14 protein-coding genes and 1 pseudogene are annotated in these 18,155 nt (G+C 74.8%); 10 read left to right on the top strand and 5 right to left on the bottom strand.

Annotation, left to right across the window (positions count from 1 at the left end; translation table 11 throughout):
• The first annotated feature begins 183 nt into the window (after window positions 1–183).
• From IAG42_RS24465 to IAG42_RS24425, 9 genes and pseudogenes are all read left to right on the top strand, one after another.
• Window positions 184–1,338 (top strand): glycosyltransferase family 4 protein, encoded by a 1,155-nt coding sequence (locus tag IAG42_RS24465; RefSeq protein WP_188339106.1) that lies wholly within the window; start codon window positions 184–186, stop codon window positions 1,336–1,338.
• Window positions 1,335–2,072 carry a class I SAM-dependent methyltransferase gene (locus IAG42_RS24460; protein ID WP_188339105.1) on the top strand — a complete coding sequence of 246 codons (738 nt, stop codon included), beginning with the start codon at window positions 1,335–1,337 and terminating at the stop codon, window positions 2,070–2,072. The genes IAG42_RS24465 and IAG42_RS24460 overlap by 4 nt, the downstream gene beginning before the upstream one ends.
• Window positions 2,069–6,169, top strand: coding sequence for an alpha-(1->3)-arabinofuranosyltransferase domain-containing protein (locus tag IAG42_RS24455; RefSeq protein WP_188339104.1), 4,101 nt, complete (start codon window positions 2,069–2,071; stop codon window positions 6,167–6,169). The genes IAG42_RS24460 and IAG42_RS24455 overlap by 4 nt, the downstream gene beginning before the upstream one ends.
• A gap of 202 nt (window positions 6,170–6,371) precedes the next feature.
• Window positions 6,372–7,687: pseudogene (locus IAG42_RS24450) on the top strand (condensation protein).
• On the top strand, window positions 7,684–8,469 hold the full coding sequence (locus IAG42_RS24445; protein ID WP_188339103.1) for a class I SAM-dependent methyltransferase: 786 nt from the start codon (window positions 7,684–7,686) through the stop codon (window positions 8,467–8,469). The pseudogene IAG42_RS24450 and the gene IAG42_RS24445 overlap by 4 nt, the downstream one beginning before the upstream one ends.
• Window positions 8,470–8,484: 15 nt before the next feature.
• On the top strand, window positions 8,485–9,411 hold the full coding sequence (locus tag IAG42_RS24440; RefSeq protein ID WP_188341579.1) for a DMT family protein: 927 nt from the start codon (window positions 8,485–8,487) through the stop codon (window positions 9,409–9,411).
• Window positions 9,401–9,622 (top strand): Trm112 family protein, encoded by a 222-nt coding sequence (locus IAG42_RS24435; RefSeq protein WP_188339102.1) that lies wholly within the window; start codon window positions 9,401–9,403, stop codon window positions 9,620–9,622. Before IAG42_RS24440 ends, IAG42_RS24435 begins: the two co-directional genes overlap by 11 nt.
• Window positions 9,619–10,467, top strand: coding sequence for an FkbM family methyltransferase (locus tag IAG42_RS24430; protein WP_188339101.1), 849 nt, complete (start codon window positions 9,619–9,621; stop codon window positions 10,465–10,467). Before IAG42_RS24435 ends, IAG42_RS24430 begins: the two co-directional genes overlap by 4 nt.
• Complete coding sequence (locus IAG42_RS24425) at window positions 10,427–11,050, top strand: hypothetical protein (protein WP_188339100.1); 624 nt, start codon at window positions 10,427–10,429, stop codon at window positions 11,048–11,050. The genes IAG42_RS24430 and IAG42_RS24425 overlap by 41 nt, the downstream gene beginning before the upstream one ends.
• A 300-nt stretch (window positions 11,051–11,350) precedes the next feature.
• On the opposite strand, the gene IAG42_RS24420 is transcribed toward IAG42_RS24425, so the two are convergent.
• A complete protein-coding gene (locus IAG42_RS24420; RefSeq protein ID WP_188339099.1) occupies window positions 11,351–12,226 on the bottom strand; it encodes an ATP-grasp domain-containing protein in 876 nt (291 codons plus the stop codon).
• Between the two features lie 182 nt (window positions 12,227–12,408).
• Between IAG42_RS24420 and IAG42_RS24415 the strand changes: the two genes are divergently transcribed.
• Window positions 12,409–13,770 (top strand): carboxyl transferase domain-containing protein, encoded by a 1,362-nt coding sequence (locus tag IAG42_RS24415; RefSeq protein ID WP_394811243.1) that lies wholly within the window; start codon window positions 12,409–12,411, stop codon window positions 13,768–13,770.
• A gap of 348 nt (window positions 13,771–14,118) precedes the next feature.
• Here the strand turns inward: IAG42_RS24415 and IAG42_RS24410 are convergent, their stop codons facing one another.
• From IAG42_RS24410 to IAG42_RS24395, 4 genes are all read right to left on the bottom strand, one after another.
• Window positions 14,119–14,910, bottom strand: coding sequence for an ABC transporter ATP-binding protein (locus IAG42_RS24410; protein WP_188339098.1), 792 nt, complete (start codon window positions 14,908–14,910; stop codon window positions 14,119–14,121).
• Window positions 14,897–15,934, bottom strand: a complete 1,038-nt coding sequence (locus tag IAG42_RS24405; RefSeq protein ID WP_188339097.1) for a taurine ABC transporter substrate-binding protein — start codon at window positions 15,932–15,934, stop codon at window positions 14,897–14,899. Before IAG42_RS24405 ends, IAG42_RS24410 begins: the two co-directional genes overlap by 14 nt.
• A gap of 79 nt (window positions 15,935–16,013) precedes the next feature.
• Window positions 16,014–16,877 (bottom strand): ABC transporter permease, encoded by an 864-nt coding sequence (locus IAG42_RS24400; RefSeq protein ID WP_188339096.1) that lies wholly within the window; start codon window positions 16,875–16,877, stop codon window positions 16,014–16,016.
• Window positions 16,874–17,968: an LLM class flavin-dependent oxidoreductase gene (locus IAG42_RS24395; RefSeq protein ID WP_188339095.1), complete on the bottom strand. Its 1,095-nt coding sequence runs from the start codon at window positions 17,966–17,968 to the stop codon at window positions 16,874–16,876. The genes IAG42_RS24400 and IAG42_RS24395 overlap by 4 nt, the downstream gene beginning before the upstream one ends.
• Between the last annotated feature and the right edge of the window lie 187 nt (window positions 17,969–18,155).

The raw sequence follows: 18,155 nt of genomic DNA, 5'->3' as shown, positions 1-18,155 counted from the left end.
GCACAGCCCCGCCACAGTACCCACCGGTACGGACCAGTACCGACCCGAGTACGGACCCAGCACGCCCCCCGTACGGACCCAGCGCACTCCCCGTACGGACCGGTCGCGGCCCCCGACCAGCGCCGCGCACCTCTCGCAAATGCCCCCACAGAGCTCCGCACCCCGAGACGAGTTGGAGCAAGGATGCCCCAGCACGTGCCGTCCCCCCTGCGCGTCGCGTCCCCACCGGGCGCGCAGCACCCTCCGGCCGCACCGCCCGCACCACGCCGGATCGTGTTCCTCGCCCACCGCGATCTCGGCAATCCGAACGCGGGCGGCTCCGAACTGCTCATCGACCGGCTCGCCGACGGGCTCACCCGCGCGGGCCACGAGGTGACCCTGCTGTGCGGCGGCCCCGCCGCCGAGCGCGACTACCGGGTCGTCTCCGCGGGCGGCCAGACCGCCCACTACCTGCGCGCCCGCTCGGCGTTCGCCCGTCAGGTGGGCGCCTGCGACCTGCTCGTCGAGGTCTGCAACGGCATGCCGTACCTGGCACCGCTGTGGCACGACGGGCCCACGCTCTGCCTCGTCAACCACGTGCACACCGACCTGTGGCGGATGCGGCTGCGCGGCCCGCTCGCGCCCGCCGCCCACCTGGGCCGCAGGCTGGAGCACTGGGCCCTGTCCGGGGTCGCCCAGCGCCGCAATCTGCTCGTCGCCGTCTCGCCGTCGACGGCGCAGGCCCTGCACGGGATCGGCGTCGACCCGGCGCGGATCCGTCTCGTCCCCAACGGGGTCGAGGAGCCGGGCCCGCGCGCCGGCCGATCCCCCGAGCCGCTGTTCCTCGCGATGGGCCGGCTCGTGGAGTACAAGCGGATCGACATGCTCCTGCGCCTGTGGGAGCGGGTCCGGCCGGTGACCGGCGGCCGGCTCGTCATCGTCGGCGACGGACCCGAGGCCCCGCGCCTGCGCGAACTCGCCGGGCCCGGCGTCGAGTTCGCCGGTCATGTCTCCGAGGCGGACAAGCACCGGCTGCTGTGCGAGGCGTGGATGCTGCTGCATCCCTCGGCCGTCGAGGGCTGGGGCCTGGTGATCACCGAGGCGGCCGCGCGCGGCACGCCCGCCGTCGGCTTCGACGTGCCCGGGGTGCGCGACTCCGTCGAGGACGGGGTGACCGGGCTGCTGGCCCGCGGCCCGTCCGGGTTCGCCGCCGCCTGGTGCACGCTCGCCCTGTCCGCGCGGCGCCGCGAACTGATGGGCAAGGCCGCCGAGGAACGGGCCGCCGGCTACCGCTGGGCGCACTCCGTCCGCCGCTTCCAGTCGGTCGCGGCGGAGGCGGTGCGGGGCTGGACGCCATGACGGGTACGGGATTCAGGGACCCGTCGCCGCGCCGCTCGCTCGCCCTGTTCAAGGCGTTCATGGCCGAGCAGCGCGACCCGGAGGCCTGCTACCGGCTGCTCGCCCGGGACGCCGCCGACCAGGTCGAGGCGTACGGGAAGGTCGCGGGCAAGGTCGTCGTGGACGTGGGCGGCGGCAGCGGTCACTTCACGCGGGAGTTCCGGGCGCGCGGCGCCCAGGGCGTCCTGTTCGAGCCGGACACCCGGGAGCTCGGCGGCGCGCCGCCGAGTTCCACCGTGGTCGCCGACGGCTATCTGCTGCCGCTGCCCGACGGCTGCGCCGACGTGACGTTCACGTCGAACGTCCTGGAGCACGTCGCCGACCGCGACACGTTCCTGAGCGAGCTGGTCCGGGTCACCCGGCCCGGCGGCCTCGTCTACGTCTCGTTCACCAACTGGCTGTCCCCGTGGGGCGGTCACGAGTGGGCGCCCTGGCACTACCTGGGCGCGGGCCGCGCCCAGGAGCGCTACCGGCGGCGCACCGGCCGGCCGCCCAAGCACACCCTCGGCGAGAACCTCTTCCGGCACCACGTCGGGTCCACGCTGCGCCATGTGCGGGCCCGCGACGACGTCTCGGTCCTCACCGCGCGCTCGCGCTACTGGCCGTTCCTCACCGAGACGGTGACGCGGGTGCCGGGCCTGCGCGAGTTCGCGACGTGGAACCTTCTCCTCATCCTCAGGCGGTGTCCCCCATGACGACCACGGTCCAGGCCCCACCGGCCGCCCCGGCGCCCCCCGAGCCCGGACCGGGCCCGTGCCCGCGCCGCCGGCTGCTGACCTTCTGGGCCGTGCTGTTCGTCGCGTTCTGCGCGGTGCGCCCGGGCCGGGCCACGTTCGAGACGAAGCTCGGCGTGGCCCAGGACCCGTGGCAGTTCCTCGCGGATCTCGGGCAGCTGTGGCACGACCGGGCGGGCTTCGGCGGCATCGCCGACCAGTACATCGGCTACGCCTTCCCGATGCTGCCGTACTACGGCCTGACCGATCTGCTGCACGTCCCGGTGTGGCTGGCGGAACGCCTGTGGATGTCGATCGTGGTGAGCGTCGCCTTCTGGGGCGCGCTGCGGCTCGCGGAGCGGCTCGGCGTCGGCGGCCCGCGCAGCCGGCTGCTGGGCGCGACCGCGTACGCGCTGTGGCCGACGTTCACCATCGTCGTCGGGTCGACCTCGGCGGCGGCGCTGCCCGGAGCGTTCCTGCCCTGGGTGCTGCTGCCCCTCGCGAACCCGCGCACCTCGGCGCGGGTCTCGGCGATGCGCTCGGCCCTGCTGATCCCGTTCATGGGCGGCGTCAACGCGGCGTCGACGCTCGCCTCGCTGCTGCCCGTGGGCCTGTACCTGCTGTCCCGGCCGGCCGGGCCGCGCAAGCGGCGCCAGATCGCCTGGTGGATCCCCGGCGTCGTGCTGGCCACCGCCTGGTGGATCGTGCCGCTGCTCCTCCTCGGGACGTACGGCGAGAACTTCCTTCCCTACGTGGAGAGTTCACGGACCACGACCGATCCGATGGCGGCGACGGAGGTGCTGCGCGGCGCCGGGAACTGGGTCGCGTACCTGCATCTCGGCGAGGCCTGGCTGCCCGCGGGCTGGACCGTGGCGACGGCCGCGGTCGCCGTCGTCGGATCGGCGCTCGCCGCGGGGCTCGGCCTCGCGGGCCTGGCCCGGCGCGATCTGCCCGAGCGGCGCTGGCTGCTGCTCACCGTGCTCGCCGCGCTGCTCATCACCCTCGCCGGGTACGGGGGCGCGCTCGGCGCCCCCTTCGCGGGCACCGTGCAGGGCTGGCTGGACGGCGGGCTCGCCCCGTTCCGCAACATCTACAAGTTCCAGACCGGGCTCGCCCTCGCGCTCACGCTCGGCCTCACCCATCTCGTGGGCGTGGCCGCCGATCCGCGCGGCGCCCGGCCGCTGCGGGTCCGCCGGTACGCGCCGCTGCTCGCGGCCGTGCTGGTCCTGCCGGGCCTCGCCTGGCCCTACTTGAACGGGTCGATCCTCCAGCCGGGCTCCTTCCAGAAGCTGCCCACGTACTGGAAGGCGACCGCCGACTGGCTCCACAAGTACTCCCCCGACTCGCGCGCCCTCGTCGTGCCCGCGACCGCGCACGGCGTCTACACCTGGGGCTCCCCCATCGACCAGCCGCTCGACGTGCTCGCCGAGTCCCGGTGGGCGCAGCGCGACTACGTGCCGTTCGGCACCGCGGGCAACCGGCGCGCCCTCGACGCCGTCGAGCAGGCCCTCATGTCGGGCGGCCGGGTGCCGGGCCTCCAGGACTTCGTCTCCCGGGCGGGCCTGCACTACGTCGTGGTCCGCAACGACCTCGACCCCGACCAGTTCGGCTACGTACCGACCGCGACCGTGAAGCGCACGCTGACCGAGTCCGGCTTCCACCGCGTCACCGGCTTCGGCCCCGTCGTCACCGGCGGGCGCATCGCCGAGGACACCCCCATCGCCATCGAGGGCCTGTACCCGCGCCAGCGCTCCGTCGAGATCTACGCGCCGGACGACAAGGCCCGACGTCCCGGCCAGGCGGGGCTGTTGCCGGTGCGGAACACGGCCGAGGTCAGCGGCGGGCCCGAGGCGCTGCTGCGGCTGTCCGCCGATCCGGAGTTCCGCGACCGGCCCGCCGTGCTCACCGGGGACAACCATCCGGGGATCGGCGACCCGGCGCTGCGGATCGCGGCGGACGGGCTGCGCCGCGCCGACACGCGCTTCGGCCTGGTCAACACCAACACCTCGTACCCGTACACGCCGACGGAGCGCAACAGCCCGAAGGCGGCGGAGAACCCGGGCGAGGAGCCCAAGCAGATCCTGCCGACGCGGGGCGTCGAGCGGCAGACCACGGCCCGGATCGAGGGAGCCCGCGCCGTCAGCGCGTCCTCCAGCGGCAACTGGCTGCTGCACCTGCCCCAGTTCGACCCCGTGAACGCCTTCGACGGCGACCCCGACACCGCCTGGGCCGAGGGCGCCCCCGACTCGGCGCGCGGCGAGTGGCTGCGCATCGACTTCTCCGGGCCCACCGACATCCCCGGCCGGCTGAGGCTCACGCCACTGCCGCAGGAGGGGGTGCGGGCCGCGCCCACCCGGATCCGGATCGAGACCGACCGGGGCAGCACCACCGCCGAGATCCAGCCCGACGGCACCCGGCAGACCGTGAACGCGCCTGCGGGCGAGGCCCGTTGGCTGCGCGTCACGATCCTGGAGACACAGCGCGCCAAGCCGGGGCTCACCGGCGCCGGGTTCCGTGACATCGACGTGCCGGGGGTGCGGGCGCACCGCGCGCTGCGGCTGCCCGCGGACTCGGCGGGCGCCGACCGGTTCAGTTTCCACCGCGCGGTGAGCGGCGGCGGGCTCACGCTCACCGACACCGAGCCCTCCCTGAACCGGGTGTTCACCAGCTCCGGCTCGGGCCGCTACACGTTCGGAGCGACCGCGACCCCCACGGCCGGTGACGCCCTCGACCGGCTCCTCTACGACGTGGCACCCAGCCAGAAACGGAAGATCACCGCCACCGCCGACTCCACGGCGGCGCTCGGCACGAACACCTCCGCGCGCAATCTCACCGACGGTGATCTGACCACGGCCTGGATCGCGGGCGACCGTCCCACGATCCGCCTCCGCTGGCCGGACAAGCAGCCCGTGTCGTCGCTCGTCCTGGCCCCCGCGGGCGGCCTGTCCACCCGGCCCGAGCAGATCGAGATCAGCAGCCCGGACGGGGCGGCCGTCGCGGGCGTCGACGTCAACGGCATGGCCCGCTTCGACACCATCACCACGGACCGCCTCGACATCACCGTCACGAAGACGGCCCCGCTGACCGTCCACAACCCGGTCGCCGACGAGGACATGCAGCTGCCGGTCGGCCTGACCGAGGCGTACGTCCCCGGACTCGACCGCTACCGCGTCCAACAGCCCGACCCCGAGTGGCAGTTCAAGCTGCCGTGCGGCAAGGGACCCTCGGTGACCGTCGACGGCACCCGTCACCGCACCTCCGTACGCGGCACGGTCGCCGACCTCACCGAGCGCAGGCCCGTGGACGTCACCCTGTGCGGCCCCCTCGACCTTCCCGCCGGCGAGCACACGCTCACCACGAGCGGCAAGGGCGCCCTGACCGTCACGGACCTCACCCTGACCCGCGCGGACACGACCGCGACCGCCGAGACCGCCACCCGCGGCATGACCGTACGGGACTGGCTCGGCGACCGGCGCAGCGTGCGGGTCGAGGCGGGCGCGGCCGCGTACCTGACCACGTACGAGAACGCGAACGACGGCTGGCAGGCCACGCTGAACGGCAAGAAGCTCACGCCGCTGCGGCTGGACGGCTGGCAGCAGGCGTGGCTGGTCCCGCAGGGGGCGAGCGGCACGGTCGAGCTCTCCTACGAGCCGGCGACCACCTATCAGGCGGGCCTGTTCGCGGGCGGGGCGGGCATCGTGGCCCTGATCGCCCTGGCCCTGTGGCGCAGGCGCGCCCCCGACTCCGCGCCACCGTCACCGGCTCCTCCGGCCCCCGGCTGGATCCTCGGCACGCTCGCCCTGACCCTGGTCGCCGTGGTGATCGCGGGCCCCTGGGCGGCCCTGGTCCCGGCCCTGGCCCTCCTGGCCCGATGGCGCCGAGCCCTGCTGGTCCCGCTGGCGTTCCTGGCGATGGCGGCGGCGGGCGTACTCGCGGCAACGGGAGCCGGCGAACCGGTCCGCGCGGGCGAGGGCCCCTTCAGCGCCCCGGCCCAACTCCTGGCCCTGCTGGCGGTGTTCGCGGCCCTGGTGACAACGGGCGGAGAGTCCCCGGGTTCGGACGGGGAGGCGCGACGATGACCAACCCGATCAGCGGCTCCACCGCGGGGCGCGGGGCCGTACCCAACAGCGGCTCCGCCGCGGGGCGCGACAAGTTCGACGCAGGATCAGACGCGCCCCGTAAGGGGCGCGGGGAACTGCGCGACCAGCCACGACGGCGCGGCACCCGGCAGCGACGCCCCGCACCTACGGCGGCCCCCCGCCCCCACCGGAGGGGGACCCGATGACGACAGTCGAGGGCCGACACCAGGGCCAGGTCAACCCAGCGGAGCGCCACCGCATCGCGTTCCCCGTCGTCGACGAAGTCGCCCGGCACTGTCTGCAGGACGACGAGCCGGAGACCGTACACATCGAGGTGCACCTGAGCGGGCGCCTGGACAACGAGCGGCTGACCGGAGCGTTCGCGCGGGCCCTCGCCCGGCACCCCCGGATCCTGATGCGGGAGGCCCCGCGCCGCTGGTACGCGCGTCGGTACGAGTGGGAGCTGACCGGCGCCCCGGACGTGCCGCCCGTCTCGTTCCCGCCCCCGGCCCCCGACGCCCTGGAGGCGGCCCGCACCCGCTCCCTCGCCCACGCCCCGGCACTGACCAGCGCACCCCCCGTCCGTCTGGAAGCCGTCCCGCACCCGGCCACGGGCGACACGGTGCTGTTCCTCACGGTCAACCACACGGCCCTGGACGGCCCGGCCTGCCTGCGGGTCCTGGCCACCGCCGCTCAGGAGTACGGCGGCCCCGACAACACCCCGCCCACCACCACGGCACCGCCCCCGCCCGCCGCACACCCCCGGCCCACCCGCCCATGCCGTCACCTTGGCGGCCCCCCGCCCGGGTCGCCCCGGGCGCCCGCCCCGAGACGTCCCCGGGCAACGGCCTGCTGGTGTGCGAACTGCCCGTGCCGCGCCGCCCGAAGGGCGCCCCGTACACGGTGAACGACCAGTTGATGACCGCCACCGCTCGCACACTCGTCGACTGGAACACGGCGCGCGGCGCGCACGATCCGCGCCGCCCGCTGCGCATCACCATGCCGGTGGACGACCGCCCCCGGGACGTCTCGATGCCGATCGGGAACGGCACGCGCCTCGTCGAAGTCGCCTTCAGCGCCACCGAGTTGTCCCGTCCCACGAGCGAGCTGCTCCAAGTGGTCGCGGCGCGCACCGCCGCGCTCAAGAGCATGCCGCGTCCCCAACTCGGTCACGGTGCCGCCCTGTTGACCGCTCCGTACGCCCCCGTCGCCTGGCGGGCCGCCGCCACGAGGGTGTTGCGCCGGGCCGCCGCGCCCTGGACCTCGACGACGCTGCTCAGCAACATCGGGCGCGTCCCGTACCCGCTGGACTTCGGCGACGGGATCCGGGCGAGCGCCGTCTGGTTCTCGGCGCCCGCCCGCACCCCGCGCGGCCTGACCGTGACGACGGCGTCCACCGCGGGCCGGCTCCATCTGGCCCTGCGCTGGTCGCGGACGCTGCTGGGCCCCGGTGACGGCGTCCGGCTGCGCGACCTGTTCGAGGAACATCTGCGCGCGACCCACGAGGAGGCACGATGACGGCACCCTCCACGCCACCGAACCTCACGCCACCGAACCTCACACCTCCGCATCTCACCCCGCCGAAGGCCCGCACGCCCGGCCTGCGCGACTTCTACGAGAACCCGGACGTGCCGGTCGCCTCCGGCACCCCGCGCACCGTCCGCCAGACCCGGATCCTCGCGCGGGCCCTCGCGGACACCCCGGGCGCGACCGTCCTCGACCTGGGCTGCGGCGACGGCTCGGCCGCCGCGACGGCCGCCGCGCTGCTGCCAGGCCACCGGCTGGTCGGCGTCGACTGGTCGCAGGACGCGCTGCGGCGGGCGGCGACCCGGATCCCGTACGTGGTGCGGGGCGAACTGTCCGACCACGGGCTGCCGTTCGCGGACGGGGCCGCCGACGCGGTGCTGTTCTCCGAGGTGATCGAGCACCTCGTGGACCCCGACTCCGCGCTGGACGAGATCCGCCGGGTGCTGCGGCCCGGCGGCCATCTGATGCTGTCCACGCCGAACCTTGCCGCCTGGTACAACCGGGGGCTGCTGCTGGCCGGGGTGCAGCCGGTGTTCTCCGAGGTGAGTCTGCGCGGGGTGCACGGCAGGCCGGGCCGGGAGGTCGTGGGGCACCTGCGCCTGTACACGGCCCGTGCGCTGCGCTCGTTCGTTGCCGCGTCCGGGTACCGGGTGGTCGGTGTCTCCGGGGCGCCGTTCCACGGGGTGCCGGGCCCGCTGCGCCCGCTGGACCGGCTGGCCTGCGCTGCCCCCTCGCTCTCCTCGATCCTGCTGCTGCACGCGCGGAAGGCGTGAGCGGCGGTGCCGGCCGTGGTGTGGGGCGTGGCCTCGGCGCTGCTCGCGAACACCCTGTACAGCGTCGGCTTCGTGCTGGAGAAGCGGGCGCTGGGGCGGCTGCCGGCGATCAGCGTCCGCCGCCCCGCGCGGCTGCTGCGGCACCTGGTGGGCAGTCCGCTGTGGCTGGCGGGTTCGCTGGCGCTGGCGGGCGGGTTCGGCGCCCAGCTCGCCGTGTACCGGACGCTGCCCATCGCCGCCGCGCAGGGCATCTTCGTGTCGGGTCTCGTGCTGCTGCTCCTGCTGTCCGCGCGGCTGCTCGGCGAGCGCACCTCGGGCCGCGAGCGGTACGCGATCGGCGCGATCCTGGCCGCCCTCGTCATGGTGGTGCTCTCGCTGCGCGACACCGGCCGGGACCCGGACGCGGTCGGCGGGGCCGCCCCCGCGCCGCTCATCCTCCTCGTGTGCGTGCCCTCGCTCGCCGCCGGCCTGTACCTGTACGCGGGCGCGGAGCGGCGGGCGCGGCGCCGGCACCGGATGCCGAGCGCGGGCGTCGAGTACGGCGTCGCGGTCGGCCTGCTCTACGGCGTCAGCTCGCTCGCCATCAAGGGAGTGTCGGGGCTCCTGTGGGATGTGCCCCGGCTGCTCGCCTCCCCGTACCCGTACTTGCTGCTGTGCACGGGCGCGTGCGGGCTCGTCATGTCGCAGGCGGCGCTGCAGCGCTGCCGGGCCTCGCTGATCGTCCCGGTGTGCACGACGGTGACCTGCCTGTTCACGGTCGTGCTCGGCACGCTCGCGTTCGGCGAGTCACTGCCCTCCGAGCCGCTGCTGCTCGCGCTGCGCGTCGCGGGCACCGCGCTCGCCGTCGCCGTCCTGCTGCTCATGCCCAAGCACGACCCGCCCCCGGCCACGACGACACCGTCCATGGAACCTCCGAAGGAGTTGCTGTCCCATGAAGCCTGACGACCCGCTGCTCACCCTGCTCGCCTGTCCGCTGGACAAGGGGCCGCTGCGCCTCCTGCCGGACGGCGACGCGCTCTACAACCCGCGTCTCCAGCGCCGCTATCCGATCGTCGACGGGGTGCCGCAGCTGCTGCCCTCGTCCGGCGAGCAGCTCGCGGAGGACGAGCACGAACGCCTCCTGAAACAGTTCGAGGGAGGCGGTGTGACGTGACCACGATCGCCGCCCGCCTCGCCCCCTGGCTGCCCGCCCGCCTCACCGCGGCCACGGCCCGCGCTCTCTACCCGCGCTTCGAACCGGAGCTGGCCCGCCTGTCCGACATGGTCCCCGGCGGCTCCGGGTGCGCCACCGCGGTGGACGTCGGCGGCTGGTACGGGCCCTGGACCCACCGCCTCGCCGCCCGCGCCCGGCGCGTGGTCACCCTGGAACCCGTACCGCACCTGGCCCGTACGCTCGCCGCGACGGCGCCCGCGAACGTACGGGTGGTGCGGGCGGCGGCCAGCGACCGGCCCGGCACCGCCCCGCTGTGGCAGCCGCCGCACGACGCGCGCGGGGACCGCGGGGTGTCCTCGCTGGTCCGCCGCGACGGTCTGCACGCCACGACAGGCCAGTCCGTGGACTGTGTCACCCTCGACGAACTCGCCTTGGACGAGGTCGAGTTCGTGAAGATCGACGTGGACGGGGCGGAACTCGCCGTTCTGCGCGGCGCCGAAGCCCTCCTCGCCCGGGACCGCCCGGCGCTCTTCATCGAGCTGGAGACCCGCATCCAGCCGATCACCCCGGTGGTACGGCATCTGCGCGCGCGGGGATACGAGGGCTGGGTGCTGCCCGGCGCCGACTGGCTGCCGCTGCCCTCGTTCGATCTGGCGGCGCACCAGCGCGGCACCGCGCACATCGCCTCGCAGGGCCTGCTGCGCCGGGCCCTGACCCCGGCGGCCCGCCGCCCGCGCTACGTCAACTCGGTGCTGTTCCTGCCGGACGGCCGCACCCCGGGCTCCGTGCGCGACCATGAAAGACATGGCACCCGCGCGACGCACCCCGCCCACCGGTCCCGCTGACCCCTTCGGCCCGCTCGAGTTCCAGCTCGTCCTGCTGCGCCGGATGGCGGACCACAATCCGGAGCTGGTCGAGACGGCCCGCGCGGACCTCGGCGTCTCGGTGGCGGACATGCGGGAGGCGAACCGGCGCTGGCAGGCGATGCTGCACGCCCCGCGCTCCCGCGCGGCGGCGTCGCGGTACCGCTCGGTGCTCGGCGCCCCCGCGTCGGAACGCCCCCGCCGCCTGGGCGACCTGACCTGCACCGCGCTCCAGTGGCAGGTGCCGCTGTGGCCCACGCTCCGCTTCGAGGTGCTGCTCGCGCCCACGGGCGCGGTCTGGAACGAATGGCTGACCCGCGCCCCCGGCGCCCCGGGCCCCGCCCTGCGCACCCTCGCCGACCTGACCCCCTGGTCCTGCACGGTCGACGAGGCGGCCCACGCCTTCGCCCCGGCCCGCCCTCTGGAGGGCTCGGCCCCGACCCGCTGGGGCCTGGAGTTCACGGCCCCGGACGAGGACGGCACCCCGCGCCGGATCCGGGCCGAGTTCACCTGGGGCCTGCTCCAGCGCTGGACGGAGATCACGCCGGAACGTCTGCGCGGCTGAAGTCTCGTCGCCCGGTGCGGTAGGTGGGGGCTGGTCTTCGGGTGCGGGCCCGGTGGGGGCTGGTCGCGCAGTTCCCCGCGCCCCTGAAATGCAGGCGCTACGCGCCGCATTTCCCCGATAGAGGTACGGGGGCCTGATTCCCCCGATCAAGGTGCGGGGTGCCTGTGATCTGGGGAAGGCGCGGCGAAGCCGCATGCCTTCCAGGGGCGCGGGGAACTGCGCGACCAGCCCCCACGCACCCGCACCCGGCGACGAGACCGCAGCCACGCAGACGCCCCCCGGTTCAAGCTCAGCGCAGCGCTACGCCGACTTCACGATCGCCTCGGCGACCGCGTCCACGGACCCCGGATGCACCGCGCTCAGGAACAGGTTCGGCTCGACGAGCTCCAGCTCCATGACACACGGCCGCCCATCGGCCCCGTCGACAAGATCCACGCGCGCGTAGAGCAACTGCTCGGGCCCACCGGGCACGGCCGCGAGGGCCCGCTCGGCGACGGCGAACTCGGCCTCGGTCGGCTCCCACGGTTCGAGGGAGGGGTGCGGGACCTTGCGCGCGTCGAACGCGACCCCGGCGGAGAGCACCGCGCCCTTGCGGATCGCGTGCAGGAACCGGCCGCCGTAGAAGAGCACGGCGCGCTCCCCACTGACGTCGATCCCGTCGACGTAGGGCTGCACCATGGCGGTCAGCCCCTCGTCGTGCATCCGCGCCAACTGCCGCAGCGCGACGTCCTGTTCGGCCGGGGTGTAGCGGGCCGCGTAGCGGGCGCCGGCGCTGGAGGTCGGCTTGATCACGAAGGCGCGGTCGGCGGGCAGCTCGGGGGCGGCGCCCGGCGGCACGTACGTCGTCGGGACGACGGGCACGCCGGCCCCGGCGAGTTCGCCGAGGTAGCGCTTGTCGGTGCTCCAGCGGATCACGCCGGGCGGGTTGGCGAGGCGGGTCGCGGCGGCGCAGCGCTCGGTCCAGGCGATGAACTCGTCGCGGCGCCAGCTGTAGTCCCAGGTCGAGCGGACGACAGCGAGGTCGTACGCGCTCCAGTCGACGTCGGGGTCGTCCCAGACGACGACGTCGGCGCGGGCGCCGAGCCGCTCGATCCCCTCGACGAGCAGCGGCAGGTCCGCGTCCACGGGCCCACCGTCCTCGCCGACCCGATACGTGACCAGTGCTATCCGTGCCAACGCCTTCTCCTCACCTTGTCCGCCCGGGTCGGGCCGGGCTCATCCTCTCAAGGTGATCCCGAGGCGGTCGAAGGCCGTCGTCGACCGGATCGGCGGCCCTCAGGTTCGTGCCGTCCACCACCCCGCGACCGGCGCCCCGCATGCTGGACCGGGACCGGCCCCGTCACCCCTCAGGAGCGCACGTGCCAACCCTTCCGAAGTCCGATCCGCGGGGCGCCGCGCACCCCGAGCTGGTGTGCGACCCCGGTACCTTCCGGCCGCTGCCGGACCCCGCGCCGCCCGCCGAACCGAATCCGCTGGGCTGGCCCGGGTACGCGGAGTCGAAGGCGCGGGCCGTCGCGCGCAGTGGTGCGTCCGAGTCGGTGGTGGCCGGCACGGCGACGGTGTGCGGTGTCCCGGCGGTCGTCCTGGCCTTCGCCTTCGGGCACCTGGGCGGTTCGCTCGGCCGGGCCACCGGCGACCGGATCGAGGCCGCGCACGCGCACGCCCGCGCGCACGGCCTGCCGGTCGTCTCCCTGGTCGCCACGGGCGGCAGCCGGATGCAGGAGGGCATGCTCGCGCTGACCCAGCTCCAGCGCGCGGCCCGGCAGTGCGCGCTGACCCGGGCCGCCGGGCTGCCGCAGATCGCGGTGGCCTGCGACCCGACGACCGGGGGCGGCTGGGCGACGCTCGGCGCGGGCGCGGACGTCACCCTGGCGCTGCCCGGCGCGCAGATCGGCTTCGCGGGGTCCCGGGTGCGCCCGGCGGACGCGGACCCGGCGGCGTACACGGCGGAGGGGCAGCGGGCGGCGGGCGCGGTCGACGCGGTCGTGGCGCCGGACGTGCTGCGCGAGGACGTCGGGCGCCGGCTACGGCTGCTCACGGCCCGCACCCCGGACCCGGAACCGGCCCCGGTGCCCGCCGCGCTGGGCCGCACCGACCTGCCGGCCACCGGCTGGGACGCGGTGCTGCGCGCGCGAGCCCCCGAACGGCCGCACGCACCCGCCTACTTGGACGCCTGCTTCACGTACCGCGAGGAACTGCGCGGCGACCGGGCGGGCGGCGTGGACGACGGCATCCTGTGCGGCTTCGGGGCGCCCCGGCCCGCGTACGGGGATCCGGGGCGGACGGTCGCGTACGTGGCGCAGTGCGGCACGGCGACGACCCCGGCGGGCTACCGGACCGCGACGCGGCTGATCCGGCTCGCGGGCCGGCTCGGCATCCCGGTGCTGACCCTGGTCGACACCCCGGGCGCCGCGAACGGCGCGGAGGCCGAGCGGGCGGGCGCGGGTCCCGCGATCGCGGAGCTGTTCGTCGCGGTCGCGGAGTGTCCGGTGCCGGTGACGACGCTGGTGATCGGCGAGGGCGGTTCGGGCGGGGCGCTGGCGCTCGCGGCGCCGGGGAACACCTGGGTGACCCCGGACGCGTACTTCTCGGTGATCGCCCCCGAGCTCGCGGCCGCGATCCTCAAGCGGCCGGTCGACCAGGTCCACGAGACCGCCGCTCAACTGCGGCTTCGCCCGCAGGACTTGGTGGATCTGGGGGTGGTGCGGGGCATCGCCTGACATGACCCCGCAACCGAACAGGCGAGCAGTTGTTCCCTTGAACAGGTGATCGTCGCCTCAGAGTTTGCATGTGACCCAGGTGAACAACGATGCTTACGGAGCGCAAGCAACGGGCTGCAGACCGTAGCGAAACGCATCGCGATGCACGTGCAAGTCCCACACACATGCAACACCTCTAGGAGAACGCGACACCATGAACCTGCTTACCGACATCCTCGCCGGCGTCTTCAACTTCGTCGGCTGGCTCGTGTAACACGCCTGTCGGGCGCACGCATGCGGCGCCGTCTCCCCCGGTCCCACGGGGAGGCGGCGCCTTCCGCGTTCTTCGGGTGTCTCCTCGGGGCCCGGTCAGTCCTGCGCCGCCGCGCGCATCACCTCCGCCAACTCGCCCCGCAACCGGGAGAATTCGGGGGTCGTCCGCAGGCCCGCCACATCGGCGGCGCCGCGCGCGAGCGCGACCGGGACCTCCGCGACGACCCGGCCCGGACCCGCGGCCATGACGAGGACCCGCGAGCCGAGCAGCACCGCCTCGTCGACGGAGTGCGTGACGAACAGGACGGTCGTGCCCGTGGTGTCCGCCAGGTCCCGCACCTCCTCCTGGAGCCGTTCCCGGGTCAGCGCGTCCAGCGCGGCGAACGGCTCGTCCATCAGCAGGACTTGGGGCTCGGCCGCGAGCGCCCGCGCGAGGGCGACCCGCTGCTGCTGACCGCCGGACAGCTGCCAGGTGCGCCTCCGTGCCGTACCGGCGAGCCCGACCCGCTCCAGCAACTCCGCGACCCTCTCCGCCCGTTGCCCCCGGGGCACCCCGTGCCGGGCCAGCGCGAACGCGATGTTCCCGCCGACGGTGCGCCAGGGGAACAGACGGGGCTGCTGGAAGACGACCCCGACCGTGCGCCGCACGTCGACGCCGCCCGTCGCGGGCCGCTCGAAGCCCGCGACCAGGCGCAGCAGCGTCGTCTTGCCGCAGCCCGAGGGGCCGACCAGGACCACGAACTCGCCCGCGCCGACGCTCAGGGACACCTCGGAGACGGCGGTCACGGCCCCGGAGCCCTTGCCGCCGTACCGGACGCCGACCCCGTCGAGCACGATGTCCGCGGGGTCGCGGCCGGTGTCCTTCTCCGCCGTCTCACTTCGCGGCACGGTTCAGCTCCTTCACGGCGAGGGCCCGCTCGAACACCGGGCGCCCCGGCACCGCGTCCACGGCCTTCTGCCCCTTGAGGAACACGGCGGCGTCCCGCAGGTTCGCGGCGAGGGCGCCGGGTGCGCCCGGCCGGCCCAGGTACTGTGCGCCCCGCTGCTCCTCGGCGCTGAGCAGCACGAGCTGCCTCAGCTGGCGCTTCGCCTCGCCGGCGGGGATGCCGAGCTCGGCGCCGATCGACGCGGCGGCCTTGTCCGGCTGGTTCTTCGCGCGGGCGACGGCCCGGTCCTCGGCCTTCAGCCAGGCGGTGACGATCTCGGGGTGCTCGGCCGCGAAGTCGTCAGTGACGACGCCCAGGTCGGCGGTGGGCTTGCCGGCCGCCGCGATCTTCCGGCTGGTGGTGAGGACGGTGCCGTCCTTCTCCAGTTCGCCGAGCGTCGGCGTCCACACGTACGCGGCGTCGATGTCGCCGCGCTGCCAGGCGGCGAGCGCGTCCTGCGGCTGGAGGTCGACGAGCGTCACGTCGGAGGTCTTCAGCCCGGCGTCGTCGAGCGCGGCGAGCAGCGAGTAGTGCGAGGTGGAGCCGAACGGCGCGGCGATCTTCTTCCCCTTGAGGTCCTTCACCGCCTTGACGCCCGTGCCCTTCTTCGCGACGAGGGCCTCGTTGTCGCCGATGACGTCGTGGATCCAGAGCACCTTGTACGGGATGTCGAGCGGGGCGGACAGGCCCTTGGCGACGGGGCTGGAGCCGGCGAGTCCGAGGTCGACTGCGCCGGAGATCACGGCGGTGTTCACGTCGCCGCCCGAGTCGAACCTCACCCACTTCACGTCGGCGTCGGGCAGCGCCTTCTCGAGGAGCCGCTCGTGCTTGACGACGAGGTCGGCGTTGGGGATCGCCTGGTAGGCGATGCGCACCTGGGTCCGGCCCGAGGCGCTGTCGGAACCGCCGGTGCCGCAGGCGGTCGCGGTGGCGGCGAGGGTGAGCGCGGCGGCGGCCGCGAGGAGCGTACGGCGGTGGGAGGGCATGACGGATCTCCAGAAGCAGACAGGACAGGGGCGGCAACAGGCGGGAAAGGGAGGTCGGATGCGGAAGGGGCAGGGGTGTTCAGGCGCGTCCGCGCCAGGGGACGGCGGCCCGTTCGACGGCCTTCAGCAGTGCGTCGAGCACGATGCCGGAGACGCCGATGGCGAGGATGCCCGCGATGACGACGGCGGTCTGGTTGTAGCGCTGGGCGTCGCGGATCATGCCGCCGATGCCGGGCACGCCGTTGACGGTCTCGGCGGCGACGACGGAGGTGTAGGCGACGCCGACCGCGATCCGGACGCCGGTGAGGATCTCGGGCAGCGCCGCGGGCAGCCGCACGGCGAGCAGCAGGGTCGCCGGCCCGGAGCCGAGGGCCCGCGCGGCCTCGACGAGATCGCCGGGCACGTCACGGACGGCGGCTGCGGTCGCGGCGGCGATCGGCGGCAGCGCGGCGACGACCAGGAGCCAGATCTTCGGCGACTCGTCGATGCCGAACCAGATGACGAGCAGGGACAGGTACGCGAGCGGCGGCAGCGTCCGCAGGAAGGTGACCGCCGGTTCGAGGACGACGGCGACGGGCCGCACCGCGCCGATGACCAGGCCGAGCGGGACGCCGACCAGGGCCGCGTAACCGGTGCCGATGCCGATCCGGCGCAGGCTGACGGCCAGGTGCTCGGTGAGGAGGTGGCCGCTGTAGCCGTCGGTCATCCCGACGGCGAAGGCGTGCCCGACGTCGCCGGGGGACGGGACGAGGACGCGGGGCCACAGTTCGGCGGCGACGGCCGCCTGCCAGGCGGCGAGCAGGACGGCGAGGGCGATCAGCCGCAGGGCCAGCCACTGTGCGGCCTCCCGGCCGGGTCGTGCCGGGCGCGGGACACGCGCGGCGGCCGGGCGCGTCCCTGGCCCGGTGTCCGGGGCCCGGGTCTTCAGCTGTGCGGTGCTCATGCCTGGGCACCCACCAGGCGCCGCAGCCTCGGGGCGACCTCCTCGCCGACGCGGAACGCCTCCTCCAGGTGCGGGTAGCCGGAGAGGATGAACTCGGAGATGCCCAGTTCGGTGTACTCGTGGAGGCGTCGGGCCACCTCGTCGTGGCTGCCGACGAGGGCGGTGCCGGCGCCCTCGCGGACCAGGCCGATGCCCGCCCAGAGGTTGGGCGCGACGGTGAGGCCGTCGGCGCTGCCGCCGTGCAGGGCCGTCATCCGGGCCTGGCCGGTGGAGTCCATGCGGGCGAAGCGTTCCTGGCTGGCGCGGATCGCCTCGGGGTCCATCGCGGCGAGGATCCGGTCGGCCTCGGCCCAGGCCTCGGCGGCGGTGTCGCGGCTGATGACGTGCAGGCGCAGGCCGAAGCGCAGCGACGGGTTGCGGCTGCGGAGCCGCTCGACGCGCTCGGCGACGGCGGCGGGCGGTTCGCCCCACAGGAGCTGGACGTCGGCGCGGCGCGCGGCGACGTCCTCGGCGGCGCCGGACGCCCCGCCGAAGTACAGCGGGACCTTGAACTCGACGGCGGGGTCGGTCAGTTGGGCGCCCTCGACCTGGACGTGCCGGCCCTGGAAGTCGATGCGCTTGCCGTCGAGGAGGTCGCGGAGCACGGCCATGACCTCGTCGGTGCGGCCGTACCGCTGGTCGTGCGCCAACTGGTCCCCGTAGGAGCGCTGTTCGACGGAGTCGCCGCCGGTGACGACGTTCAGGCGCAGGCGCCCTCCGGTGAATCTGCGGAAGGCGTCGGCCTGTTGGGCGAGCAGGGTGGGGCTGCTGAAGCCGGCCCGGAAGGCGACGAGGAAGCCGATGCGTTCGGTGTGCTGGGAGAGGGCCGAGGTGAGGATCCACGGGTCCACACAGCCGAGCCCGACCGGGGTGAGCAGGGAGGTGAAACCGGCCTGCTCGGCGGCGCGCGCCACCTGCGCGAGGTAGCCGATGTCGGCCCGCCGCCGGGTCGCGGCGCCGGTCCTGCCCTGCACGGACGTGACGCCGCCGGGATCGCGTCCGTCGCCTCCGGTGGGCAGGAACCAGTGCAGCAGCGGGCGGTTTTCGGGCATGGGGCACCTCGGGCTCATGGCGTGATGACGTGCCGGCGCCGGCCGCCGGACGGCCCGGGACGCGGGCACGGACACGGGCGGGGCGGCGCGCGGGAGCACGTCGGACAGGTGAGAACAGGGAAGAAGAAGGGGCCTTCAGCGAGGGAAGGCCCGGCGACGCCGCCTACGGGGCTGCTTCAGCAGCCGG

The organism is Streptomyces xanthii (genome assembly GCF_014621695.1).
Taxonomy (GTDB): Bacteria; Actinomycetota; Actinomycetes; order Streptomycetales; family Streptomycetaceae; genus Streptomyces; species Streptomyces xanthii.
Note: the sequence above shows the minus strand (reverse complement) of the source record. Positions and strands in the feature narration are given on the sequence as shown.

What these genes read in the sequence shown, in the direction of transcription:
- IAG42_RS24465 (WP_188339106.1), top strand. Translation starts at nt 184, where the DNA reads ATGCCCCAGCACGTGCCGTCCCCCCTGCGCGTCGCGTCCCCACCGGGC.
- IAG42_RS24460 (WP_188339105.1), top strand. Translation starts at nt 1,335, where the DNA reads ATGACGGGTACGGGATTCAGGGACCCGTCGCCGCGCCGCTCGCTCGCC.
- IAG42_RS24455 (WP_188339104.1), top strand. Translation starts at nt 2,069, where the DNA reads ATGACGACCACGGTCCAGGCCCCACCGGCCGCCCCGGCGCCCCCCGAG.
- IAG42_RS24445 (WP_188339103.1), top strand. Translation starts at nt 7,684, where the DNA reads ATGACGGCACCCTCCACGCCACCGAACCTCACGCCACCGAACCTCACA.
- IAG42_RS24435 (WP_188339102.1), top strand. Translation starts at nt 9,401, where the DNA reads ATGAAGCCTGACGACCCGCTGCTCACCCTGCTCGCCTGTCCGCTGGAC.
- IAG42_RS24425 (WP_188339100.1), top strand. Translation starts at nt 10,427, where the DNA reads ATGGCACCCGCGCGACGCACCCCGCCCACCGGTCCCGCTGACCCCTTC.
- IAG42_RS24405 (WP_188339097.1), bottom strand. Translation starts at nt 15,934, where the DNA reads ATGCCCTCCCACCGCCGTACGCTCCTCGCGGCCGCCGCCGCGCTCACC.
- IAG42_RS24400 (WP_188339096.1), bottom strand. Translation starts at nt 16,877, where the DNA reads ATGAGCACCGCACAGCTGAAGACCCGGGCCCCGGACACCGGGCCAGGG.
- IAG42_RS24395 (WP_188339095.1), bottom strand. Translation starts at nt 17,968, where the DNA reads ATGCCCGAAAACCGCCCGCTGCTGCACTGGTTCCTGCCCACCGGAGGC.